Annotated in this window: 18 protein-coding genes and 4 pseudogenes; 17 read left to right on the top strand and 5 right to left on the bottom strand. The window is 60.0% G+C overall.

Going from position 1 to position 24,558, the window contains the following annotated elements; all coding sequences use genetic code 11:
• Positions 1 to 33 precede the first annotated feature (33 nt).
• The 3 genes from G4G31_RS17705 to G4G31_RS17695 all read left to right on the top strand — a co-directional run bounded on the left by G4G31_RS17705 (position 34) and on the right by G4G31_RS17695 (position 2,147).
• Entirely contained in the window at positions 34 to 1,227 is a 1,194-nt protein-coding gene (locus tag G4G31_RS17705) for a PepSY domain-containing protein (protein WP_182988756.1), read from the top strand.
• Positions 1,224 to 1,400 carry a hypothetical protein gene (locus G4G31_RS17700; RefSeq protein ID WP_182988755.1) on the top strand — a complete coding sequence of 59 codons (177 nt, stop codon included), beginning with the start codon at positions 1,224 to 1,226 and terminating at the stop codon, positions 1,398 to 1,400. The genes G4G31_RS17705 and G4G31_RS17700 overlap by 4 nt, the downstream gene beginning before the upstream one ends.
• A gap of 84 nt (positions 1,401 to 1,484) precedes the next feature.
• Entirely contained in the window at positions 1,485 to 2,147 is a 663-nt protein-coding gene (locus tag G4G31_RS17695) for a metallophosphoesterase (RefSeq protein WP_182988754.1), read from the top strand.
• A 16-nt stretch (positions 2,148 to 2,163) separates the two neighbouring features.
• On the opposite strand, the gene G4G31_RS26650 is transcribed toward G4G31_RS17695, so the two are convergent.
• Positions 2,164 to 2,268 carry an excalibur calcium-binding domain-containing protein gene (locus tag G4G31_RS26650; RefSeq protein WP_229425629.1) on the bottom strand — a complete coding sequence of 35 codons (105 nt, stop codon included), beginning with the start codon at positions 2,266 to 2,268 and terminating at the stop codon, positions 2,164 to 2,166.
• A gap of 499 nt (positions 2,269 to 2,767) precedes the next feature.
• Here G4G31_RS26650 and lepB point away from each other — a divergent pair.
• Positions 2,768 to 3,443: pseudogene (gene lepB / locus G4G31_RS17685) on the top strand (signal peptidase I).
• 165 nt (positions 3,444 to 3,608) lie between these two features.
• Complete coding sequence (locus G4G31_RS17680; RefSeq protein ID WP_182988752.1) at positions 3,609 to 4,775, top strand: multidrug effflux MFS transporter; 1,167 nt, start codon at positions 3,609 to 3,611, stop codon at positions 4,773 to 4,775.
• 173 nt (positions 4,776 to 4,948) lie between these two features.
• Here G4G31_RS17680 and smpB read toward each other — a convergent pair whose 3' ends face one another.
• Positions 4,949 to 5,398 carry an SsrA-binding protein SmpB gene (gene smpB / locus G4G31_RS17675; RefSeq protein ID WP_182988751.1) on the bottom strand — a complete coding sequence of 150 codons (450 nt, stop codon included), beginning with the start codon at positions 5,396 to 5,398 and terminating at the stop codon, positions 4,949 to 4,951.
• Positions 5,399 to 5,496: 98 nt separating this feature from the next.
• Here smpB and G4G31_RS17670 point away from each other — a divergent pair, with 98 nt between their 5' ends.
• The 3 genes and pseudogenes from G4G31_RS17670 to G4G31_RS17660 all read left to right on the top strand — a co-directional run bounded on the left by G4G31_RS17670 (position 5,497) and on the right by G4G31_RS17660 (position 7,680).
• The gene (locus G4G31_RS17670) at positions 5,497 to 5,928 is read left to right on the top strand and encodes a type II toxin-antitoxin system RatA family toxin (protein ID WP_182988750.1); all 432 of its coding nucleotides are present in this window, start codon (positions 5,497 to 5,499) and stop codon (positions 5,926 to 5,928) included.
• Complete coding sequence (locus G4G31_RS17665; protein ID WP_182988749.1) at positions 5,921 to 6,241, top strand: RnfH family protein; 321 nt, start codon at positions 5,921 to 5,923, stop codon at positions 6,239 to 6,241. Before G4G31_RS17670 ends, G4G31_RS17665 begins: the two co-directional genes overlap by 8 nt.
• Positions 6,242 to 6,460: 219 nt before the next feature.
• Positions 6,461 to 7,680 (top strand): annotated as a pseudogene (locus G4G31_RS17660) (diguanylate cyclase).
• Positions 7,681 to 7,732: 52 nt separating this feature from the next.
• Here the strand turns inward: G4G31_RS17660 and G4G31_RS17650 are convergent.
• Entirely contained in the window at positions 7,733 to 8,260 is a 528-nt protein-coding gene (locus G4G31_RS17650; RefSeq protein WP_182988746.1) for a DUF4124 domain-containing protein, read from the bottom strand.
• Between the two features lie 150 nt (positions 8,261 to 8,410).
• On the opposite strand from G4G31_RS17650, the gene guaB reads away from it, so the two are divergent.
• The 7 genes and pseudogenes from guaB (at position 8,411) to G4G31_RS17615 (ending at position 17,783) form a co-directional block, all read left to right on the top strand.
• Entirely contained in the window at positions 8,411 to 9,871 is a 1,461-nt protein-coding gene (gene guaB / locus G4G31_RS17645; protein WP_182988745.1) for an IMP dehydrogenase, read from the top strand.
• 195 nt (positions 9,872 to 10,066) lie between these two features.
• Positions 10,067 to 11,677, top strand: coding sequence for a glutamine-hydrolyzing GMP synthase (gene guaA / locus G4G31_RS17640; protein ID WP_182988744.1), 1,611 nt, complete (start codon positions 10,067 to 10,069; stop codon positions 11,675 to 11,677).
• Between the two features lie 201 nt (positions 11,678 to 11,878).
• A complete protein-coding gene (locus G4G31_RS17635) occupies positions 11,879 to 12,205 on the top strand; it encodes a hypothetical protein (protein WP_182988743.1) in 327 nt (108 codons plus the stop codon).
• A 118-nt stretch (positions 12,206 to 12,323) separates the two neighbouring features.
• A pseudogene (locus tag G4G31_RS17630) lies at positions 12,324 to 12,586 on the top strand (GMP synthase (glutamine-hydrolyzing)); the annotation flags it as partial.
• A 292-nt stretch (positions 12,587 to 12,878) separates the two neighbouring features.
• Positions 12,879 to 16,178: a hypothetical protein gene (locus G4G31_RS17625; RefSeq protein WP_182988742.1), complete on the top strand. Its 3,300-nt coding sequence runs from the start codon at positions 12,879 to 12,881 to the stop codon at positions 16,176 to 16,178.
• Complete coding sequence (locus tag G4G31_RS17620; RefSeq protein ID WP_182988741.1) at positions 16,153 to 16,599, top strand: response regulator; 447 nt, start codon at positions 16,153 to 16,155, stop codon at positions 16,597 to 16,599. The genes G4G31_RS17625 and G4G31_RS17620 overlap by 26 nt, the downstream gene beginning before the upstream one ends.
• An 11-nt stretch (positions 16,600 to 16,610) precedes the next feature.
• Positions 16,611 to 17,783: an alpha/beta fold hydrolase gene (locus G4G31_RS17615; protein ID WP_182988740.1), complete on the top strand. Its 1,173-nt coding sequence runs from the start codon at positions 16,611 to 16,613 to the stop codon at positions 17,781 to 17,783.
• 380 nt (positions 17,784 to 18,163) lie between these two features.
• Here the strand turns inward: G4G31_RS17615 and G4G31_RS26645 are convergent, their stop codons facing one another.
• Positions 18,164 to 20,629, bottom strand: coding sequence for a DNA polymerase II (locus tag G4G31_RS26645; protein WP_183107498.1), 2,466 nt, complete (start codon positions 20,627 to 20,629; stop codon positions 18,164 to 18,166).
• A gap of 459 nt (positions 20,630 to 21,088) precedes the next feature.
• Positions 21,089 to 21,988 (bottom strand): annotated as a pseudogene (ftsZ, locus tag G4G31_RS26640) (cell division protein FtsZ); the annotation flags it as partial.
• 293 nt (positions 21,989 to 22,281) lie between these two features.
• Between ftsZ and G4G31_RS17605 the strand changes: the two are divergent.
• Positions 22,282 to 23,997 (top strand): molybdopterin-dependent oxidoreductase, encoded by a 1,716-nt coding sequence (locus tag G4G31_RS17605; RefSeq protein ID WP_229425074.1) that lies wholly within the window; start codon positions 22,282 to 22,284, stop codon positions 23,995 to 23,997.
• On the top strand, positions 23,994 to 24,524 hold the full coding sequence (locus G4G31_RS26635) for a molybdopterin dinucleotide binding domain-containing protein (protein ID WP_229425073.1): 531 nt from the start codon (positions 23,994 to 23,996) through the stop codon (positions 24,522 to 24,524). Before G4G31_RS17605 ends, G4G31_RS26635 begins: the two co-directional genes overlap by 4 nt.
• The last annotated feature ends 34 nt before the right edge of the window (positions 24,525 to 24,558 follow it).

Genomic DNA, 24,558 nt, shown 5'->3' with positions numbered 1-24,558 from the left:
TTATCTGTAGCCCATCGTCCTACCAAATCACGCATGTCAAGCCTGTCAATACGCCGTTGGAGCTGGATCCACAAATGGAGCAGCCTGGTCGCAACGAGCTTCATGCTGCTCCTGTGCCTGACCGGCCTGCCGCTGATCTACCACCACGAGATCGGCCACCTGCTGGGCAACGACGTGGAAGCGCCGGCCCTCGCGCCGGCCGTCGCGCCGGAACTTGCCGCCGCACCGCCGCGCGCGAACGTCGACGCCGTCATTGGCGCCGCGCGCGCCCTCTACCCGAACAAGCTGGTGATGTACATCTCGCAGGAGATCGACGAGCCGGCGATCTGGAACGTGACCCTGGGCGACACGCCGACGGACGAACACTACAAGCCGATCGCGGTGGACGCGCGCACTGCCAGGGTCATCACCGAGCCCGCCTTCGAGGGCGGCGCCTTCATGTCGACCATGTTCCGCCTGCACGTCGACCTGTTCGCCGGCCTGTACGGCAAGCTCTTCCTCGGCCTGATGGGGCTGCTCTTGATCGTCGCCATCGTCAGCGGCGTGGTGCTGTATGCGCCCTTCATGCGCAAACTTGAATTCGGCACCGTGCGGCGCGAACGCAGCGCGCGCCTGAAGTGGCTGGACCTGCACAACCTGCTGGGCATCGTCACGCTGGTGTGGGCACTGGTGGTGGGCGCCACCGGCATGGTCAACACCTGGGCCGACCTGCTGCTGAAGGTCTGGCAAGCCACCGAGATCGCCGCCATGCTCGAACCCTATCGTGGCGCGGCGCCGCCCACGCAACGCGCGTCGATGGACGCGGCCATCAAGCTGGCCGAAAGCGCGGCGCCCGGCATGCGCGTCGCCTTCGTTGCCTTTCCGGGCACGCCCTTCGCCAGCCCGCATCACTACGGCATCTATATGCGCGGCAGCGAGGCGTTTTCGTCGCGCCTGTACAAGCCGGTGCTGATCGACGCCCAGACCGGCCAGATCACCGACCAGCGCGCGCTGCCCCGGTACCTGACGGCGCTCCTGATCTCGCAGCCGCTGCACTTCGGGGATTATGGCGGCGCGCCGATGAAGCTGCTGTGGGCGCTGCTCGACATCGCCACCATTATCGTGCTGGGCAGCGGCTTGTACCTGTGGGTGCAGCGCGGCAGGGCCGCCAGGCGCCACCTCCAGGCCGTCGCACAGGCCCGCGAGAAGGCCGCGCCCGTGCTGGCGCATGAAGGGGAAGGGCCTTGAACCGCGCGTTCACGCAACTGTGGGGCGTGCCGATCCTGCTGGGCGTGCTGACGATGGTCGGGCTGGTGAGCGCGCTGCTGGGCGATGGCATCTGGGATATCGTCTCCGCCTGCGCGCTGGCGGTGCCGGTCTGTTGCGCTCTGTGGTTTGGCTTGCGCCGCAAGCGCGGCTAGCGGCTTGAGGACGCGATGCGACAGCAGCCGTCGCACCGGCGATTATCCTGAGGGTTGTCTCTACAAACGAATGCGCTTACTTCTATGCCTGTTTCCGTTCAGCGTGTGCATGCAAACCAGCACGGCCGTGATTTCGTCGTCGGCGACGTGCATGGGTGCTTCAGCAAACTGTCGGCCGAGCTGGATCGGCTGAAGTTCGATCCGGACAGCGATCGCCTGTTCAGCGTCGGCGACCTGGTCGATCGTGGTCCCGAGTCGCTGGGCGTGGTGGACTGGCTCGGCCGTCCATGGTTCCACGCCGTACGCGGCAATCACGAACAGTTTGCGATCGATTACCTCGAGGGCAACGTCGATCCGGACGACTACCGGATCTACGGCGGGGCCTGGTTCCTCGACCTCGATTATGCGCGCCAGATCGAGATTGCCGCCCAGTTCGAGGCGCTGCCCATCGCGCTGGAAGTGGAGACGCCCTCAGGCCTGGTCGGCATTGTCCACGCTGACTGTCCATTCGATTCCTGGGAGGAGATGGTGTCGGAACTGGGCGGCGACGACGCATCGGCAATCGCGGAAGTATGTCTGCTCAGCCGTGAGCGTATTACGGCCATGGATGACGCGGGTGTCGGGGGTGTCGACCGGGTATTTGTCGGGCACACGCCCGTGCTGCGGCCGATGTCGCTGGGGAACGTGCACTACATTGATACAGGTGCGGTGTTTGGGCGGGCGCTGACCCTAAAGCAGATCAATTGACCGTCTGCCGTGGCGGTCAACTGCACCACTGCTGTTCACATGGGACGCCATCATGATCGCCATCCATTTTGACGTCAGGGCAGTGATCGACGAAATATTTTGCTTCGTCACACGATGTCATTTGGCTGCAGTGAGTACGGCCGTCGCAGGCGAACGCCGGTTGGCTAACATGTTTGAAATCGATCGCACGAATATCCTCATCGGGATCATCCACCTCGACGGCATGTTCTTGCGCTATTTGTCGCTGTTCGGCGTTTCGCTGATACCTGTCGTAAGCGCTCCAGGCCAGCGCCGCGAGGATGACCAGCACGATTATTTTTTTCATGTGATGAATACAAATTTTGGCGAACGCTCACGCCTCTTCAGGCGTGTGCAAACGCCTGCTGCTCTCTGACAGCAGACGTCCATACATGATCAGTGTACCTGAAGTGTTGCTATTACGAAAATTTTCGCTGACCTCCACTGCTCTCGATTGCAGGTCCGCTGACGACGCAAGCTTGACGTGTCGACTGGTCCATTCTCCGAATTCTTAAGCCAGACTGATGTTGTCCAAACCTTAAGCCCCGCCAAAGTCGCCCCCGGTATAAGGTCTCCCATACCAACCACAAAGGGAGTCTGTCATGAAGAGTTTCATCCGCGCCAACAAAGGCTTTTTGCTGTTTATGTTGCTTTTCGGCGTGTTCCGCACGGCCGTCGCGGACTGGAATCCGATTCCCTCGGCGTCGATGCGGCCGAACCTGCTCGAAGGGGACGTCGTCTTCGTGAACCGGCTGGCCTTCAACGTGAAGGTGCCGCTGACCGACCACGTCCTGGCCCACACGGGCGAGCCGCAGCGCGGCGATGTCGTCACCTTCAGCTCGCCCCTGGATGGCACCCGCCTGATCAAGCGCCTGGTGGCGCTGCCGGGCGACCGGGTCGAACTGCGCAACGAGCGCCTGTATATCAACGGGGAGGGCGCCGACTACGACGCGCCGCGCCGGGGTCGAGGCGATCGGCACGCAGCCGGTGGAGGCGCTGCGCCTGCACGAGTCGCTCGGCGGCCACGCGCGCACGATCCAGATCATCCCGGGAGCGGTGTCGGCGCGCAAGAACTTCGGTCCCGTGACGGTGCCGCCGGACCAGTACCTGATGCTGGGCGATAACCGCGACAACAGCGCCGACTCGCGCTACATCGGTTTCGTGCCGCGCGAACTCCTGATCGGCCGCGCGGTGCGCGTGCTGGTGTCGGCCGATACCCTGGGCAACTGGGCTCCGCGTTTCGAGCGCTTCGGCATGGCGCTGGGCGACACGAAGTAAGGCGCATGCGGGTACCGCGCCGCTCGCCCTTGGCCTCCCGCGGCGCTTGACCTCCAGCCAGCCACCGCGGCCCTCGCCTGTGGCAAACGTCGAATAACTGTACAATTCCGGCTCGCGCGCCGCCCCGTTACTGCCTGGCGGCGCCTTCGTTTTCGAAAGCCTCCCATGTACAGAATCCTCACCGTCGTCCTTGCCTGCCTGGGCATGGCCGGCGCCCTCGCCATCGACACCTATCTGCCGTCCATGCCCGCCATCGGGCGCGACTTCGGCGTCGGGCCGGTGGCCGTGCAGCAGACCCTGTCGGTGTTCCTGTTCTGCTTTGCCTTCATGATGCTGTTCTACGGCACCCTGTCCGATTCCTTCGGCCGGCGCCGCGTGATCATGGTCGCCCTGGTGCTCTACACGATTGCCTCGGTCGGCGCGGCATTCGCACCCACCTTCGGCTTCCTGCTGGCCTGCCGCGCGCTGCAAGGGCTCTCGGCTGGTGCCGGCTCGGTGATCGGCCAGGCCATCGTGCAGGACCGTTTCGAAGGGCCGCAGGCGCAGAAGATGATGTCGCACATCATGATGGTGTTCGGCCTGGCGCCGGCCATCGCGCCCGTGCTGGGCGGCTGGCTGCACGTGCACTTCGGCTGGCGCTCGACCTTCTGGTTCCTGGCCGCCTTTGGCATCCTCCTGATCGTACTCACCTGGCGCCTGCTGCCGGAAAGCCTGCCGGTCGAGAAGCGCCATGCTTTCCACCCCGGCACGATCGCGCGCAACTACCTGAAGGTGCTGCGCCATCCGCAGTTCCTGCTGCTGTCGCTGTCGGTGGGCTTCGCTTTCGGCGGCCTGTCGTTGTATATCGGGTCGGCCGCCAACTTCGTGATGGTCATCCTCGGCCTGCCGGAGACGGCGTTCGCGTGGATGTTCATCCCGCTGATCGGCGGCATGGTGCTCGGGTCGGCCTGGGGTGGCAAACGGGCGTCGAAGATGCCGGCCGGGCGCATGAAGTGGATCGGGTTCGGCACCATGCTGGTGGCAAGCGTGCTCAATATCGGCTACAACGCCTTTTTCGCCGCAAGTGTGCCCTGGGCGGTGCTGCCGCTGGCGATCTATACCTTTGGTCTCGCCGTGGCGATGCCGGCGGTGCAGATGAATGCGCTGGGGCTGTTCCCGGACAACCGCGGGCTGGCCTCGTCGATGCTGGGTTTCATCCAGATGATGTCGTTCGCGCTGGTGTCGGGGCTGGTGGCGCCGCTGCTGTTCGAGAGCGCGTTCAAGCTGGCCTGCGGGGTGGGGGCGGGGCTGGTGCTCAGCTTTGCAGCCTGGCGGGCGAGCAAGCTGGCGTGATGGAGTTGGGCGTCGTGGTTCCGGCGCCGGGTTTCGGGCGATGACACCGCGTGGGCACAAGTGCCCACCCTACGAAAGTTGCGTTTGTAGGGTGGGCACTTGTGCCCACGCGGTGTCGCCAGGTGATCCAACGCGTCGTTTCCGCAACTCGCGCCCGCGTCTCGCGCGGGCAATTACCGCCGGTGCGTCTTCAACGCCGACTGCACTTCGCGCTTGGCGTCGCGATCCTTCTCGGTGGCACGCTTGTCGTGCTGCTTCTTGCCCTTGGCAAGACCCACTTCGCACTTCACGCGGCCGCCCTTGTAGTGCAGGTTGAGCGGCACCAGCGTATAGCCGGAGCGCTCGACCTTGCCCCGCAGCTTGTCGATTTCGGCACGGTGCAGCAGCAGCTTGCGGGTGCGCAGCGCTTCGGGGTGGCTGAAGGACGAGGCGGTGGTCAGGGCGCTGACGTGGCAGCCGAACAGGAACAGCTCGTCGCCGCGCACGACCACGTAGGCTTCCTTGATGTTCACGCGTCCTTCGCGAATGGCCTTGACTTCCCAGCCCTCGAGCACCAGGCCCGCTTCGTAACGGTCCTCGATGAAGTAGTCGAAAAATGCTTTTTTATTGTCAGCGATGCTCATGAAATAGCGAAAATCCGCGGGTCGGTTAAACTAGCGCTGCCGCACTCGTGAAGAGTGCAAAATGCAACTTGTCCAACATCATAACAAACGGTTGACCAATGGCAGTAGTGCACAAATCAGTTTTCCTCGGATATAGCGCCGAACAGATGTTCGATCTGGTGGCGAAAGTGGAAGATTATCCAAAGTTCCTCCCCTGGTGCAACGGCGTCAAGCTGATCGAGCGCACCGAGGACAAGCTGGTGGCCAGTCTCGGCATCAACTTCCACGGCGTCAAGCAGAGCTTCACCACCTCGAACCACAACCTGCGTCCGACGCAGATGAAGATGCACCTCGTCGACGGCCCCTTCAAGATGCTGGAGGGCACCTGGAACTTCAAGGCCCTGCGCGCCGACGCCTGCAAGATCGACTTCGACATGCATTACGAGTTCTCCAGCATCATCCTCGAGCAGCTGGTCGGCCCCGTGTTCGGCATGATCGCCAACAGCATGGTCGACTCCTTCTGCAAGCGCGCCGAGGCGGTGTATGGCTGAACCGCTGGCCGAGACCGTCCAGGTCCATGTCTGCTACGCCACCGCGAAGGACGAGTTCCTCAAGGCCTTGCGGGTAGCGCCCGGCACGACAATCGGCCAGGCCATCGAGCTCTCCGGCGTGCTGGCGGCCTATCCGGACATCAACCTGGTCACCCAGCCGGTCGGCATCTACGCAAAGAAGAAAACCCTCGACACGGTACTGCGCGAGCGCGACCGCATCGAAATCTACCGGCCTCTGGTAGCCGACCCGAAAGACTCGCGCCGCAAGCGTGCCGCCAAGAAGGACGCCGCGGCCGCACGTCCTGCAGCCTGAGGCGCCGCGGACGCCCCGCCCGAGCGCACCCCGCACCCGCGGCCGGCGAGGGCAGCCACGCCGCTCGGGCCTGGCTGGCGCCACCCCCGGTTTTCGCCTCATTCCTACCGAAAATCATATAAAAAAGAAACTTGCTAGTATCGATGGCTTGCCTCCTTGCACCCTAATCGGGTACGCCGGAGTCCGGCGCCGTGCCGCCTTCTGCCTTTCGATGTCGACATGCTGAGTATTCTGAGTCTGCTGTTGGTGACGACCGCCTTGTCGGTCGTGATGTTGCTGGTACTGTCCTCACTCAGGGACAGTGGGGTGGCCGGCATACGCGAGTGGGGCCAGGCCAATGCCCTGGAAGTCATGGCGATCCTGCTGTTCGCCTCGCGTGGCGTATTGCCCGACTTCCTCTCGATCGAAGTCGCGAATACCTGTTACCTCGGGTCGATTGCCGTCATGTACGTTGGCTTTCGCCGCCACTTTGCGCTGCCGGTGCCGAACGGGCGCCTGGCCGCGGCGCTGATGGCGACGCTCGCCGGCCTTGCACTCTTTCACTTCGGCGTCGACGCGCTGCCCATCCGCTCGGTGCTGGTGTCGAGCTTCCAGGCTGCGCTCTGCGTGGCCATCGGCCTGAGCATTCCCACCACGGGCGAGCCCCGTCTGCGCTACGCCTTCCGGTTCACCCGTCGCGCGGCTTACTTCCTGGCCATCTGCCACGGCGCGCGCGTGGCCTATTACGGGCTGCAAATTACGCCGAAGCTCAATACCCAGCTGCCCTTCCTCGACCCATCGGCCTGGAACGTGGGTTTCCTGGCCGTCGGCGCGCTGGCGCTGCCGGCCCTGACGCTGGGTGCGGTGATGATGGCCAATGCCCGGGTGCTGCGCGAAACCGCCTACGATGCCGACCACGACCACCTGACCGGCGCCTGGTCGCGCCGCGCCTTCTTCCGCTTCGCCGAGCGCGAGCACGCACGCACGCTGCGCAAGGACGCGGACCTGTCGCTGCTGATCTTCGATGCCGACCACTTCAAGCGCATCAACGACACCCATGGCCACGCCGTCGGCGACCGGTGCTGCGCGACATGGTCAAGCATACGCAGGAGGTGATTCGCCAGGTCGACTGCTGCGCACGCATGGGCGGCGAGGAATTCCCGGTGCTGCTGCCGGACGCCGATGCCCGCACGGCCGCGACCGTCGCCGAGCGCCTGCGAAGCGCGCTCGACGGTTCGACCGCGCTGGCGCCGGCGGGCGTGCGGGTGGCGCATACGGTGAGTATCGGCGTTGCCACGCTCGAACCCGGCGAGAGTTTGGCCGAGCTGATTGAACGGGCGGATGCCGCCCTGTATGACGCCAAGGCAGGCGGGCGCAACCGCGTCGTCAGTGCGCCGCCGACCCGCAGCGCGGTCACGGTGCGGCGCAAGGCTGGCGGGGCGAAGGGGAGCTTGGGGTAAGCCCCGGGCTGCAAGCCCGGGCTACCGGTTCACACGACAGGGCTGGGTGAGCTCAGCGGCACTCGCTCATCGCTGCGTCGGCACGCGCCTTGCGCTCGGCGCGCTCGGCGTCGCTGATGAAACGCTTTTCGCCGTCCGGCCCGACTTCGCTGATGCGGATGCCCGAATCGTACAGGCGGCTCACGCTCCGTACTTCTTCGCAATGCTTCACCCGCGCAGCGGCCTTTTTCGCGCCGTCCTGTTCCTTCTTCTCGGCTTCCGCGCGCTCCTTGCCGCGCTTGACGTAGTCGCGTTCGCGATCGGCCAGGGTCGGTGGCTTCGGCTTCTCGACCGGCTTCTCGGCCGGCTTCTCGGCCGGCGCGTCCGCGCCTGCCTCGGCTGGCGGCATGACTTGGGCCGGCGCGGCACCGCGCGGCGACTTCAGGATTCTGGAGGCCGGCGTACCGGGAGGAGGGGGCTGGTCGGAGTAATGACGGGTGCCGTTCGGGGCGATCCAGACGAATTGCGCCTGGGCCAGACCTGCACAGAAGAAGAGGGCGAGGGCGGCCAAACGGGGCGACAGGGACGGCAATGAGCTCATGAAGAATATTTCCTTACGTAACTACACGATTTCGCCATGATCGGGCAGCGCTGTCAATCAGGACCTGACTTGGCGGTCATATTTTTACCAACGTGCGACGGATTTCGCTGCTTTCTGTATAATTCGCTTTTGCGCCTATAGGAAAATGCTATGCGTCTACTCCAAAAAGCACTCACGTTCGATGATGTGCTGCTCGTCCCGGCCTACTCCAATGTTCTTCCGGCCGACACTTCCCTTCGCACCAAGCTGACCCGCAACATCACGCTCAACATCCCGCTGCTCTCGGCCGCGATGGACACCGTGACGGAAGCCCGCCTGGCAATCGCGATGGCACAGGAAGGGGGCATCGGCATTATCCACAAGAACTTGCGTCCAGCCGACCAGGCCCGTGAAGTAGCGCGCGTCAAGCGTTTCGAAGCCGGCGTCCTGCGCGACCCGATCATCGTGCCACCGAGCATGAAGATCCGCGACGTCATCGCCCTGCAGCATCAGCACGGCTTTTCCGGTTTCCCGGTCGTCGAAGGCAAGCAGGTGGTCGGCATCATCACCAACCGCGACTTGCGCTTCGAGGAAGACCTGGATGCGGAAACCCGCACCAAGATGACCCCGCGCGAAAAACTCGTCTACGTGAACGAGGAAGCGGACACCGAAGAAGCCAAGCGCCTGATGAACAAGCACCGCCTCGAGCGCGTGCTGGTCGTCAACGACGCCTTCGAGCTGCGCGGCCTGATCACCGTGAAAGACATCCTGAAATCCCACGAGCACCCGTTCGCATCGAAAGATGCCCAGGGCAAGCTGCTCGTCGGCGCCGCGGTTGGCGTGGGCGCGAAAGACCAGGAGCGCGTCGAGCTGCTCGTTGCTGCCGGCGTCGACGTGCTGGTGGTCGACACCGCCCATGGCCACTCGCAAGGCATCCTCGATACCGTGAAATCGATCAAGACGCGCTACCCGCACGTGGACGTGATCGGCGGCAACATCGCCACCGCGGCGGCCGCCAAAGCGCTGGTCGAGGCCGGCGCGGACGCCGTGAAGGTCGGCATCGGGCCAGGTTCGATCTGCACCACCCGCATCGTCGCAGGCGTCGGCGTGCCGCAGATCACGGCGATTTCCAATGTGGCCGAAGCGCTGGCCGGGACTGGCGTGCCCTGCATCGCCGACGGCGGCATCCGCTACTCGGGCGACGTCTCGAAGGCACTCGCCGCAGGCGCCTCCACCGTCATGATGGGCTCGATGTTCGCCGGTACCGAAGAAGCGCCGGGCGAAGTCATCCTCTACCAGGGCCGCAGCTACAAATCCTACCGCGGCATGGGTTCGCTGGGCGCGATGGCCGAAGGCTCGGCCGACCGCTACTTCCAGGACGCCTCGTCCAAGGCCGACAAGTTCGTCCCCGAAGGCATCGAAGGCCGCGTCGCCTACAAGGGCAGCGTACTCGCGATCATCTTCCAGCTGGTCGGCGGCGTGCGCCAGTCGATGGGCTACTGCGGCTGCGCCACCATCGACGAACTGCGCGAAAAAGCGGAATTCGTCGAGATCACGTCCGCCGGCATGCGCGAATCGCACGTCCACGACGTCCAGATCACCAAGGAAGCGCCGAACTACCGTTCGGAGTAATCGAGAAGCGGCCGGAAGGCCGCTTTTTGTATGCGCTTGCCCGGCCGTTGAATCGGCCACGAATATGCGCTTGCCATTCTGCTGGATCGGCCCCGAATCGTAGGGTGGGCTCCGCCCACGCGGTATCACGATGTGAAACCCCGCGACGCGTCACCCACCTGCGACCAAAAATTCTTACTCTTTTTGACTGCCCCAATGCACTCCAAAATCCTCATCCTCGACTTCGGCTCCCAGGTCACCCAACTCATCGCCCGCCGCGTCCGCGACGCCGGCGTCTTCTCCGAGGTTTTTCCCTACGACATCGGCGATGACTTCGTGCGCAACTACGGTGCCGCCGGCGTCATCCTCTCGGGCAGCCACAACTCCACCCTGGAAGGCGACTCCCCACGCGCCCCGCAAGCCGTCTTCGAGCTCGGCGTCCCCGTGCTCGGCATCTGCTACGGCATGCAAACCATGGCCGCCCAGCTCGGCGGCAAGGTCGAAAACGGCAAGGTACGCGAATTCGGCTACGCCGAGGTCCGCGCCCGCGGCCACACCAAACTGCTGAACGGCATCAACGACTTCGTCACCGATGAAGGCCACGGCATGCTGAAGGTCTGGATGAGCCACGGCGACAAGGTCCTGGAAATGCCGCAAGGCTTCAAACTGATGGGCTCCACCGACAGCTGCCCCGTCGCCGGCATGGCCGACGAAGACCGCCGCTTTTACGCCCTGCAATTCCACCCGGAAGTGACGCACACGACGCAAGGCGAAGCCATCATCGGCCGTTTCGTCCACGAAATCTGCGGCTGCAAATCCGACTGGAACATGCCGGACTACATCAGCGAAGCCGTCGAAAAGATCCGCGCGCAGGTCGGCAGCGACGACGTCATCCTGGGTTTATCTGGCGGCGTCGATTCGTCGGTGGCCGCAGCCCTGATCCACCGCGCCATCGGCGACCAGCTCACCTGCGTATTCGTCGACCACGGCTTGCTGCGCAAGGACGAGGGCAAGATGGTGATGGACATGTTCTCGAAGAACCTGGGCGTCAAAGTCATCCGCGTCGATGCCGAAGCGCAGTTCCTTGGGCACCTGGCCGGCGTCACCGACCCCGAGCAGAAGCGCAAAATCATCGGCCGCGAATTCGTCGAAGTCTTCCAGGTCGAAGCCGGCAAGCTGACCAATGCCAAATGGCTGGCGCAGGGCACGATCTATCCGGACGTGATCGAATCGGCCGGTAAAGGTAAAAAAGGCCAGACCATCAAGAGCCACCACAACGTGGGCGGCCTGCCGGAAACCCTGAATTTGAAACTGCTGGAACCGCTGCGCGAACTGTTCAAGGACGAAGTGCGCAAACTCGGCGTCGCCCTCGGCCTGCCGCACAACATGGTCTACCGCCACCCGTTCCCGGGCCCGGGCCTGGGCGTGCGCATCCTCGGCGAAGTGAAAAAGGAATACGCCGACCTGCTGCGCGAAGCCGACGCCATCTTCATTGAAGAACTGCGCAATACGCCGTTCGAGCTGCCGGCTGTCGCCGGTATCGACCCAGGCAAGGCGCCGGTGAATTGGTACGAAGCGACCAGCCAGGCGTTTGCCGTGTTCCTGCCCGTGAAATCGGTGGGGGTGATGGGCGACGGGCGTACCTACGAATACGTGGTGGCCCTGCGCGCGGTGCAGACGCTGGACTTCATGACGGCGCAATGGGCGCATCTGCCGCATTCGCTGCTGGGGAAGGTGTCGAACCGGATCATCAACGAAGTCCGTGGGCTGAATCGCGTTGTGTATGATATTTCGGGGAAGCCGCCGGCGACGATTGAGTGGGAGTGAACATTGCTGCTGGAGTGGTATTTTAAGAAGCGCCGAAACCCGCTCCAGCGGGTTTTCTCGAATCTATAAGTCTTCCGCTGCGGATGAATAACCCTGTGACATGGAGGCATAACTTTGAAAATCGAATAATATTCGGCCGCCTAAGGTTATTCTGTGGCTTTTCCATTGCGATACCAAATTTTACGGCACAGAGGAGATTCCATGCCATCGAAGTCCAGAATGTACGAGTTTTCCCTTCGCGACGGCCACGGTGCGCCGACGCGGGTGATCGCCGCGCAAAGCAAATTGGATGCGCAAAACATCATTAACGCCACAAAATCGCCGCTTCAGAAGATAGAAAATATTACGTATGCGGGTTGGTGCCCCGTAGTCGCAAAGCCCGACGAGGATGCCTCTGCCGTCGTGTTTGAGGTCGGCGTTAAAGGGAAAAGCTATGAGATATCCCGACGACATGAGAGTTACTCACATCTGCTGAAGGTTGCCGCGAAAGAGGTGCAAACGGTCATTAAGTATCTCGAGGAGGACTAGAGTAAGGTGGAAAGACCTGTCTGCGACGGTAACCAGTCGCCACCTTTATCGAAGAACTGCACAACACCCGTTCGAGCTGACGCCAGTGGCCGATATAGACGCCAGCAAGGCGCCAGTGACCTGGTACGAAGCGACCAGCCAAGCGTTAGCCGTGGACTTGGCGGCGAAGTCGGTCCGCGTGATGGGCGACGGGCGCAGCTAGAATACGTTGTCGCAGTGTACGGGGTGTCGACGCCCGCCTTTATGAGGGCGCAGTGGGCGCGTTTGCCGAACTCGCTGCTCGGTGAAGTGTCGAGCCGGATCATCAACGAGGTGCGCGGGATCAATCGCGTTGGCTATGATAATCCGGGAAAGCCGTCGGCGACGATTGAGTGGGAATAGCTTGGCTAGCGAAGCTCTCTTGAAGAATAGAAAAAGGCCCCTCCGTGAGGGGCTATTTTGTTATAAGCTATCGATTCCTTGTGCAAATCGCGGATTGTTACAGCGCTGTCGTCCCTATGCCCGATTTCGTCCCGATATTGGGTCGCTTGGCAGCTTGCATTCGAAGGCTAAAAATACAGTGGGCGCGATGTCACATAGCAGGGGCACGCAGAGGCGCTAGATATTTAGCTCCGATGAGCTAACGTTTTTTCGATTACAGGTTTGCAGCAATCTGCAACACAAACAAAAATTTATGAGACGCAAAAACGATAAGGTTCGCCCAAGCAAATTGGCTATCGATCCGCGGATCTTCGTGAAGGCAAGAGGAGAAACTGACGCGCTCGTACGTCAAAGAATATTGGTGCAGCTGAAGCACTATTCGTTTCATGGGCGATTCGACCTCATTTCAGAGGTCGCGTCCTATCGCGGGCTGCCGGCAAGCTTTAATCCACTCTTCCCGACTGGCACGAAATTCCACGGAGCAGTGCACGTTTATCAGTATGTTAGCCCAGCCGCGTACCCACATTGGCTATTCGCTCTGCTGCAAAGGAACTGCTCGGAGATTAGTAAGTTTTTAAAGCTTCGTGCTGCGGCTAATGCGAAGGTTTTGCTAGGTGATTCGGATGGGGCACTGAATGTCCTGGAAGAAGTGGGAAATATATCGCAATCTTGGTGGGGAACTGAATACTCCATTCATATACGAAAAGAACTTCGTGGCGAAGATACAAAGAAAATAATCAAGGAATTGCCAGATCAATACCCCCATCTTGCACTATCAAATATCACTAAAGATATGTTGCTCTTATCTGAGCCAAATTCTGTGAATGTTTATGTGAACACAGTTTTAGGTAGGCTTAAAGAATACAGGAGTTCCTCAATATCTTCGGCGAAAGAACACGGGGCGGTTGAGTCCTGTGATAAGTTGCCTATAAGTTACGATCCTGGCCGGACGCCAAAATTTGCTCCAATACGAGATTACTCTGATTGGTCAATATTAGACCAATATATGTTATGGCGTTCCATCGTGATGGATAGTGCGGCTAGGAATAACACCGATGCTGAGTGGATTGATGCTACATTGGCATTTGCTGAATCTGTTGGGGATACAGAGCTCATAAATGCGGTCGTCGTTAACGAAGAGATTGATCCAGGGGTTTCTGAGATCCTTGCGAGCTACACACGTGGAGAGTATGAAGTAGTCATCGCATTGATTAGACAGGCAATTAATGAGGGGCGTGAGCTTGTTGTAGGCCTCATTGAGCTATATGCTCGTGCAAAAGTCTACTGCGGCATAATCGGAGACGGGCATACGTTTTACGACGCAATTGCTAATGAGTTCGCAAAAATATTGGTTTTAGATCCAATAGGCCGAGAAAGTGGCTCGTACCTGCGGCGGATCTGCATTAAGTTCAGGCGGGAACCTTGGGCTAAGTCCTTAATATTTCATCTTTCATTATTGCAGGGGTCAAATGATCTCGGCCGCCTAGAGTTGCTTCGCAGGCAAACGCAATGTCTTGGTAGATATAATACCCCTAAAGCCAGAGGAACCAGCCTTCAATCTTTAGCAAGCTCAGTTGTGCCGGACTCCGTACCAGATTACCGAGTACTTCGGTACGCCAGCGGAATTGATGACGTGCATTCGATTGAGCCCTCGTTGTTTCCGATCTATTCCGATTATCTTGTCACAAAATCGTCGCATCTGTTAGCTAAGAATCGAGTCTATGACGCAGCGGCATTCTTCATCGATGAGTATTTAAAGAATAGCCTAGCCTTCGATCACATGCCAGTAAATGAATTATGCAGTCGTATAATCGAGCACAGTCAGTCAACACGGCGTGAATATGTCCTTTCCATGGTGGTCCTTGATATCTGCTCTAAAGAGCAAGTTCTAGGATTGGAGGATCGAAAGTCGGAATTGTTTGAGGAGTTTCTAGAACATGCAAATCAATTTCAGCCATCGAAAGTTTTCGAAGCGGGTGAGGTGAACTGTGCCGAAGCTTATTTCTTACGCTACATTTGTGTTCCTGCTCAGTTGGACAACATTATAGAATTTCAGAATAATGATGAGGTGATACACGAGCGTGTTGCTATCATTGATTTTCTAATCGCGGCAAGGGCAGGGAATGCGGATGAGTTAAGGGCTGAGCGCGATAAGGTTCTTGAGACGCTGTTTTCCGAAAAGCTTAGGGCAAAGATTGAAACTGGCAAGCTTTATGTCGACGTACAGGCCTTAGAGGTACATCGGCGCCATATATATATGGATCTATACGAGAAAGCAAAGTCAATCGAAGGTGGAGTGAGTATCGAGCCACTCGACTATGACTGGGATTCAGTAAATTCTGATGATCTCTTTCGTCTGCAAAGTGATGTCCCAGTTGCTGTGCCATTGAGTAAGAAGGTAAGCATACTGGTCCGAATTTTTGTCCAGGCAACGAAGGATTTTGCATTAAATGAGAATTATGGTTTAGATAAGTACCTAAGTGCTGAGGTGCGACATACCGTTTTTGTCAGTCAACTTCGTGCTTGTTTCGAAAAGAATAATCTGGTTACTCTTCAAAAAGATGGCGAGTATCTCTCTAATATCTTCTGGATTCATCAATATAGTTATGTGACTGACGACATCTTGGTTGAGCTGGACAATATTCTGCGAATTTTCTCTCGTGAAGTTGATGGCATCTTACTGAAGGTAAATGAGCAGTTTAGAGTGAAGCTGAACGAACTGTCCCCAGATCATATATTTGACTTCTGTCCATACCATGACCGTGCTGTTCGGGTCTCCCAAATTGTGGATTCTTCTAAGACGTTTGATGAGTTCTTTACGGCACTGATTGGATTTATGTGGGAGCTAGCTGTTGAAAGCGCAAGGGCAGCGCAACAGTTGATTAATGATGTGTTGGCGGTAAAGGTTTTGGAAGCAATCGATCTGTTAGAGTCGGCTGTGCAAACGATAAAAGGCGAAGCAGCGATGTTCGACCTAATGCAAGCGATACGAAATGCAAGGTCAGACTTCAAAAAAGAAGTTGAACTTGTTCTAAATTGGTTCAGATTTGTTGGGTCAGAGCAAATTCAGTCATTTGAGAAACTTGGCGTCGTAATCGAAGCAGCGGTCTCATCGTTCCAATCCATATTTGAGCATAAGGGTAAGATTCTGATATTTCAGCAGGATAAAACTAATTTGTCGTTGAGTTATGGGGAGGCACGCTCGCTCTTTATATCGCTCTTCACGGGGTTGGAAAATGCACTGAAATATGGCGCACTGGATAGTCCCGTTGAGATAACGCATAAATCAGTTTGTAATTTTGATGAAATATGCATTATTAACAGTGTCTCGCCCTCATCAGCTTATCCCGAAGACTTTGCAGCGTCTCAGCGTGCAAAATGGACTGAGGAGAATTCGGCATTAAGTCGTGCAGAAGGTGGAAGCGGGATATACAAGATGCATAATCTCCTTACCAACTCTTCTACTGGGTTTGATTTCGATATTTCTGTTTCGGACGATAAATTTGGGGTGATAGTTAGGTTGAATCATGAAAATTTTATTAATCGAGGATAATTTATTAAAGCGTGATAAGGTTCATGAATTTATTTTGAGTCTCGGTAGCTTTATTATTCGCGAAGCGGCTTCTTATAATGCGGGCTTGAAAATGGCTTTAAACGATACCTTTGATCTTCTTATATTAGACATGAGTATGCCGACGTTTGACCGCGCTGAATCATCTCATGGAGGGCGCTTCCGCGCCCTGGCGGGAAAAGAAATTGCGACGAAATTGGCTAAGGTAGATAAGTTGGTTCCGTTTGTAGTTTTGACTGGTTATAAAGATTTTAGTATAGATTCGAGAAGTTTGAGCATCGATAATATCGATGAATCGTTGCAACTACTTGGAGGGAATTATAGGGGTTGCATTATTTTTGATGTGGCAGACTCGGTGTGGAAGGATCAATTGTCGAGCGTAATAGATGAGGTAAATAATTGAAGGTAATCTTTGTGGATGACTCTGAAGCCAGAGCAAAGATATTTAGTTCGGCGCTTGCTTCTTCGGAGTTGTCTGATATAGTCCAGGTCGTATACTGTGAATCTGCTGATCAAGCACGCGTTGAGTTGTTGGCGGTGACTAATCTATTGGTCTTGGATATTTTATTGCCCAAAAAAATCGGCGGCATCCCCCAGGCCAAAAACAGCATTAACCTACTTAATGACATTTGTGATCCTAAAAAGCGTTATATTCGTCCAAAGTTAATTATAGGACTGACGGCAGATGTTGCGGAGATGCGGGGATACGCTACACAATTCGAGCAAGAAGCTTCGGTGGTTTTAGATGGCACTCTAACCAGTAACGAGTGGGTGGAGCGTATCCTCACGCAAATTGAAAAATTAATGGGTGCCGAACGGAAATCGTTCCAGGATAGGGATTCGACTCTCATTACAGTGCACGGAATTCGTACTCACGGGCACTGGCAAACAAAAATTACTGATGAAGTCGGTAAACATAATCGAAATGTTGAGTCGGTCGAAATTAAATATGGATTTTTCGATCTGCTTTCGTTTGCAGTGCCTTTTTTAAGAAAACGGACAGTAAGGGCGGCTGCGAAGCGAATTCTGCGACATATTGACGCTTCAATAGATCGTGAAATCTATATTGTGGCGCATAGTTTTGGTACGCTCATTGCGGTGGAGGCAGTTGCAACACTTCCTCAGAATCGAGTTGGTTGTTTAATATTGTGTGGAAGTCCACTGTCAAGTGGATTTAATTTAGATCCGGTAGTCGAAGCATCGAAGCTGACCGTTAATGACTGTGGAACTCGCGATCTGATTTTAATTCTTTCTCGATTGTTTATATGGGGTCTTGGCGATGCTGGGCGGGTGGGGTTTGTGAGGGAGAATACGGATGATTTTTGCAATCGCTATTTCTCTGGCGGCCATGATCTTTATTTTAAACCTTATTTAAGGTTGAATTTGTTCTACCGGCGGTTTTGGTTAAATCTATTCTATCCCGGTGGTCGGCCTGAACGTTTTGACGATAGAACAAGTTTTCTCGGAGAGGATTTAATCGATGCACTACTTAAATTGCTCGATTTTGTCAAGCCTATCCTATGCTTGATCCCGTTCGCTTTACTGATTGCACCCGTATATTTTCTACTCATTTGGTTGGTGACCTAGCAAGTAACAGTGAGCTCACCCGTAATTATCAAGCCTGTAGCTCAATATTCCTTGGGCTGTATCGGCTGAGCGTAGGGGTATCAGGGTGTCACAGCCCAATCTGTGTATTTGGGTGGCAAGTCTGACATTAAGATACAGCCTGGACCGTAGCCATCACAAGTGAATCGGTTAGCGTAAAGCAGTCCTCGTTCTAAACGTTCAGGCGCTCATCCATCCCCTTCGCCGGTACGGACGCGAGGCTTTAAGCGCCAAGCCGCTAGCGAGCACGGGGTCACGCTAGCGAGCACGGGGTCAGGTCTGACATTCAGACATGACCTCTGCCTTCGCTAAAGCGCTGAGTAACCACGCACCGCCCGGCACTTGTTCGAACTGAAAGGCAATCAGAACAACGCCCCCTGCGGGCTAGTCAGCCGCGCGAAACTGTCCCCGACAAAAGGCAGAACCCCGTCAGCGACAGGTTCCAGCTGCTTGACCAGATAATGCTCATAGTCGATCGTCGACCGCTTCTGTTCCATCCAGACGTCCATCGGCTCGGGCCCTGCGGTCGTCATCAGATAGCGGATCCACCCCCCATTGCGGTATTGCGCCCCCCGTCCCCGAGCAATATGAAACTCGTCAGCAATGCGCGCTGCACGCACATGGGGCGGCACGTTACGCTCGTATTCCTGGAGCGGCCGGCGCAGGCGCTTGCGGTAGACGAGCAAGTCATCAAAGTCCCCGCGCAAGGTAGAGGCCACGTACTCGCGCACATACTCCTCGTAGGGTTCGCGCCGGAAGATGCGGCCGTACAGGCCCTGCTGGAACTGCTGCGCCAGCGGCGTCCAGTCGGTGCGCACGGTCTCCAGGCCCTTGTACACGATTTCCTCGCCACCGCCGGGTGTGCCGGCCAGGCCGGCATAGCGCTTCTTGCTGCCTTCATCGGAGCCGCGCACGGTCGGCATCAGGAAGCGGCGGAAATGGGTGTCGATCTCCAGCTCGAGCGCACTCTCGAGCCCGAGCTCCTCCGCTAGGCGCGTGCGCCACCAGCCGTTGACGTGCTCGACCAGTTCGCGCCCGATGCGCAGCGCGTCATCGTCGGCGTGGGCCCCACCAAGCCACACGAAAGTCGAGTCCGTATCGCCATAGATGACCTGGTAGCCGCGCGCCTCGATCAGCGCGCGCGTGCGGTGCATGATCTCGTGGCCGCGCATGGTGATCGAGGACGCCAGCCGCGCGTCAAAAAAGCGGCAGCCGGTGGTGCCGAGCACGCCGTACATGGCATTCATGATGATCTTCAGCGCCTGCGACAGCGGCTGGTTCCCGGCGCGCTTGGCCGCCTCGCGGCCCTCCCACACGCGCGTGACGATGCCGGGCAGGCAGTGCTTGGTGCGCGAAAAGCGTGCGCCGCGAAAGCCCGGGACGGTGTCGGCTTCAGGCTCTTCCAGTCCCGTCACCAGTCCCACCGGATCGATCAGGAAGCTGCGGATGATCGACGGATAGAGGCTTTTGTAGTCGAGCACCAGCACAGAATCGTAGAGGCCGGAACGCGAGTCCATGACGAAGCCGCCCGGGCTGTCCGCACCGGGCACGTCGCCGATATTGGGCGCGACCCGGCCCAGGCGGTGCATCAGCGGAATGTAGGCGTGCTCGAACGCGGCGACCGATCCGCCGCTGCGGTCCGCCGCCAGGCCGGTGACGCTGGCGCGTTCCAGCAGGAAGGCCATCAGCTCGGTCTTCTCGAAAATGCGGGTGACCAGTTCGCAGTCCTTCAGGTTGTAGCGCGCCAGGGCCGGTTTGTCCTGCGCGAACATGCGGTCGATGGAGGCCATGCGGTCGTAGGGCTGGTCGATCGCCTTGCCCTCGCCCAGCAGGGTTTGTGACACGTTCTCCAGGCTGAACGAAGGAAAGCTCCAGGTGGCAGAGCGCAGCGCCTCGATGCCGTCGATGACCAGCCGGCCCGGCAGGCCGGCGAAATAGCGGGCTTCCCGCTCCGCGCTGGCCCTGGCATTGGTACGCCACTCCATCGATGCGCCGCCGCGGCCGATGCGCAGGGGATGGCGCAGGCGCTCGGCGTGTTCCTGCAGCACGCGCAGGTCGAAGTCGATCACGCTCCAGCCGATGATGGCGTCCGGATCGTGGCGCGTCATCCACGCTTCCAGCTTCTCCAGCAAGGCCAGGCGGGTGTCGCAATACTCCAGGTCGAAGTCGAGTCCGCTTGGGTCGCCATTCGGCGGCCCCAGCATGTACACCTGGCGCTGGCCGCAGCCTTCCAGGCCGATCGAGCGCAACTCGCCCTGCATGGTGGTTTCGATGTCGAGCGAAACGGTGCGCAGCCGCGGGCGGTAGCCGGGCGCCGGTTTCAACTGGGCGGAAAGCAGCAGCGCGGGGTCGCCAGGGGAGGGCGTGCCCGTGAACGCCACCGGCGCCATGATGAAGCGCTCCATCAGGTAGCGCTCGGGCGGACGGATGTCGGCCTCGTAGACGTCGATCCCGTGCTCGCGCAGGCGCTTTTCCAGCCGCAAGAGAAGGCGATAGTGGCGGCAGTACAGCCCGAGCACCAAGCGCCCGCGGAAGTCGGACAAGGTCAGCGGGCGCAGTTCGACACCGCGTTCCCGCTGCAACAGGCTTCGCACTGCCGCCTCCTGCTCGGCCGGGACGAAGGCGACCGCCTCCGCCACCGGCAGGCGCAGGCGGCATGGGCCGTCGTCGGTGGCGAGCCAGAACTCGACCTCGACGCCGCCCATCCCATCGTCGCCGTGCTTGTCGCCGTGCTTGCCGCCGTGCTTGCCGCCGTTGTTGCCGCCGTTGTTGCTGAAATCGCGCCAGTGGCGCGTCAGCAGGAAGCCTTGCCTCGCTGTGTCGCTCATGGATGTCAGATGATGCAAGGCGATGCGATCCACCGCGCAAAGGCGGCAGTGTATCAAATCCCCTGGAACGCCTGACAAGACCGTGCGACACACGCCAACAGATGAGCGGGCAGGCGAGCGGAAGGAACGCTGGTGCAAACCCGGGCCTGCGGCGTATTCCATCGCCTGTCCCGAGAACCGCCGGTCGTCAGGACGACGGGCGCCCCTTGGTCGGGCTTGCCGGTCCTCAGCCGGGCTCGCCGTCCCCGCTGTCCGGCGAAGCCGACTGTCGCGACATCCTCCGGCGCGCGACTCGTGCTGTGCCGACACCGCCCGCACCGACGGGTGAACCGCGCCCTGCCGCAGCACCGACTGCGGCTGCGTGCCTACCCGCGAAATCGTCGACCGCCGCGTCCCCAGCGTAAAGTCGCTAGGCCGGTTCAAGCCCGTCGCCACCACGGTCACCCGCATCTCGTCCCCTAGCGAGTCGTCAAACACCGCGCCAAATTTGATGATCGCGTCCTCATTGGTCGAGGTACAAATCGCATTCATCACGGCCTTGGTTTCCCGCAGCTTCAGCGTTTCCTCGGATGCGGTGATATTGACCAGCACCCCGCGCCGCGCGCGCAGATTCGCGCCATCGAGCAGCGGACAGGCGATCGCCTCCGCGGCCGCCCTGGCGGCACGGTCCTCGCCAGCGTGCTGGGCCGTGCCCATCATCGCCATGCCGGTCTGGCGCATCACGGTGCGGACGTCCTCGAAATCGACGTTGACCAGGCCCGGCACGGCGATGATGTCGGCAATGCCGGTCACCGCCTTGCTGAGCACCTCGTCGGCGGCGGCGAAGGCCTGCTTTTGCGTGACATCGTCGCCCAGCACTTCCTCGAGGCGACTGTTGAGCACGATGATCAGCGAGTCGACGCAGCGTGCCAGCGTCGCAATGCCTTCCTCGGCCACGCGCATGCGGCGCGGACCTTCGAAATCAAAGGGCTTCGACACCACGCCGACAGTCAGGATGCCCAGCTCGCGCGCCACTTCCGCAACCACGGGCGCCGCGCCGGTGCCGGTGCCGCCGCCCATGCCGGTCGTGATGAAGACCATGTCGGCGCCCTTGAGCGCGTCGGCGATGAGGGAGCGTTCGCGCGTGGCCGCTTCGCGTCCGATGGCCGGGTCGCTACCGGCACCCAGGCCGCTTTCGCCGAGCTGGATCCGCTTCTCGGTACGGGTGTTCGACAGGGCTTGCGCGTCCGTATTTGCGCAAATGAATTCGAAGGCGGGATGTTCGATCGATGCCATATGGTTGACGGCATTACCGCCGGCACCGCCGACACCGATGACTTTGATGATCGACGCCGAGTGGGGAATTTTTGATTCGGACAAGGAAAACTCCGGTTGAAGAAAGAGCGGAGGGCCAGCCGACTACCGGCTGTAACCCGGGCCGGCTGGTGCCGAGCCCGTTAGACTACTTGCTGAGGCGCGCACGATAAAGTGCGAAAACGTTTCAATCGAAACCATTTGTAAGAGCCCGTGCAATGTTTGCAAAAGGCAGGCAACGGATGACCGGCCGCGCCAGGCGCCGGCATGCAGGCCGCTACAGCCGCCCGCTGCTTGACAATCAAACCATCCCTGCCCACAATCGAACGACCGTTCGCTTTCCTTCCATGAGGGTTGCCATGATAAGTCCAGCCGCAGTCGCCCACCGTATCTGCCCCTTCTGCGAAGCCAGTTGCGGCCTCGAGCTGGACGTGGAGGAGGGCCGCGTCATCCGCATCCGCGGCGACCAGAACGACGTCTTTTCGAAAGGCTTCCTCTGCCCCAAGGCGATCGGCCTGAAAGACCTGCACGAGGACCCCGACCGCCTGCGCACGCCCCTCATCAAGCGCGATGGCCGTTTTATGGAAGCCAGCTGGGAAGAAGCCTATGCGGAAATCGCGCGGCGCCTGCCGCCGGTCATCGCCGCCGGCGGGCCGGATTCCGTCGCAACGGTGCTGGGCAACCCGACCTCGCACAAGATGAGCCTGATGCTCTACTTTCCGCGCCTGGCCAAGGCGCTGGGTACCCGCAACATGTTTTCGGCATCGAGCGTGGACCAGGTGCCGAAAATGTTGTCCGTCGGGCTAATGTTCGGCAGCTGGCTGTCGGTTCCCGTCCCCGATATCGAACGCTGCGATTTCCTGCTGATCCTCGGCGCCAACCCGATGGTATCGAACGGCAGCCTGTGGACCGTGCCTGATTTCCGCGGCAAGGCGAAAGCGCTGCGCGCGCGCGGCGGCAAGATGGTCGTGGTCGATCCGCGCCGTACCGAAACCGCCGCGGTGGCCGATGCCCACCATTTCATTCGCCCGGGCGCAGATGTCTTTTTCCTGCTCGGCATGGTGCAGGCACTCTTCGACGAAGGACTGGTACGCCCCGGCCGGCTGCTCGAGCACTGCAACGGGCTCGACGCGCTGGCTGCGGCGGTCAAGGATTACACGCCCGAACGCGTGGCCGCGCGCTGCGGCATCGACGCCGCCACCATCCGCAGCCTGGCCCGCACGCTCGCGACCACGCCACGCGCCGCGCTCTATGGCCGCATCGGCACCTGCACCCAGCAGTTCGGCACCCTGTGCTCCTGGCTGATCGATGTGATCAACGTCCTGACCGGCCACCTCGACGAGGAGGGCGGCGCCATGTTTCCCAAGGCTGCGGCCTTCGCGGCCAATACGCGCGGTAAACCGGGCGTCGGACGCGGGGTCGTCAGCGGCCGGCATCGCTCGCGCGTCTCCGGCGCGGTCGAGGTGGCGGGCGAACTGCCGATCACCTGCCTGGCCGAGGAAATCGAGACGCCCGGCCCGGGGCAGATCAAGGCGCTGATCGCCATCGCCGGTAATCCGGTGCTCTCCAGCCCCAACGGCCCGCGCCTGGCCGCGGCGCTGGACAAGCTGGACTTCATGGTCAGCCTCGACATCTACCTGAACGAAACCTCGCGCCACGCCGACGTGATCCTGCCCGGACCATCGCCGCTGGAGGACGCGCACTACGACGTCACCTTCACCCAGTTCTCGCACCGTAACCACGCGCGCTACAGCCCGCAGGTAGTAGCGCGCCAGCACGGCCAGCCCGACGAGTGGGAAAGCCTGCTGCGCATTGCCGCGATCGCCAAAGGGATGGGTGCCGGGGCCGACATCGCGGCCCTGGATGACGCGCTGCTGGAACAGGAGCTGGACAAGGCCTTCGGTCCCGCCGCCGCGCAGGTGATGGCGGCGCTGGCGCCGAAGCGCGGCCCGGAGCGCCTGCTCGACCTGACCTGCGCACCGGCCCCTACGGCGACGGGTTCGGCCGGGTGCCTGGTGGGCTCACGCTGGAGAAAATCAGGCAGGCTCCGTCCGGCATCGACCTGGGACCGATGACCCCGCGCATTCCCGAAGCCTTGCGCACGCCGTCCGGCAAGATCGAACTCGCCCCGCCCATGCTGCTCGATGATTTGGCCCGGGTGGCGGCGGACCTGGCGGCGCCGGCGCCGGATCTCGTCATCATCGGCCGGCGCCAGCTGCGCTCGAACAACAGCTGGATGCACAACCTGCCCGTGCTGGCCAAGGGCGCCTACCGCTGCACGGCGCTCGTGCATCCGCTGGACGCCGCCCGGCTCGGCCTGGAGGATGGCGGCATGGCGCAGCTCCGCAACGGGGCGCGCCGGATCGAGGTGCAGGTCGAAGTGAGCGAGGAGATGATGCCCGGCGTGGTCAGCCTGCCGCATGGCTGGGGGCACGACCTGGAAGGCGTCAAGCTTGGCGTGGCGAGCGAACGGCCGGGTGTCAACCTGAACGCGCTGCTCGATGAGAACCTGCGCGACCCGCTATCGGGTAATGCGGTGCTGTCCGGCGTGGCGGTCGAGATGGCGCCGCTGGAAGCAGGCGGATTCGGGTCGACAGTGTAGTCAAGATCCTCATCGGAACGGTATGCCGGGCTGC

The organism is Massilia sp. Se16.2.3 (genome assembly GCF_014171595.1).
Taxonomy (GTDB): domain Bacteria; phylum Pseudomonadota; class Gammaproteobacteria; order Burkholderiales; family Burkholderiaceae_D; genus Telluria.
Note: the sequence above shows the minus strand (reverse complement) of the source record. Positions and strands in the feature narration are given on the sequence as shown.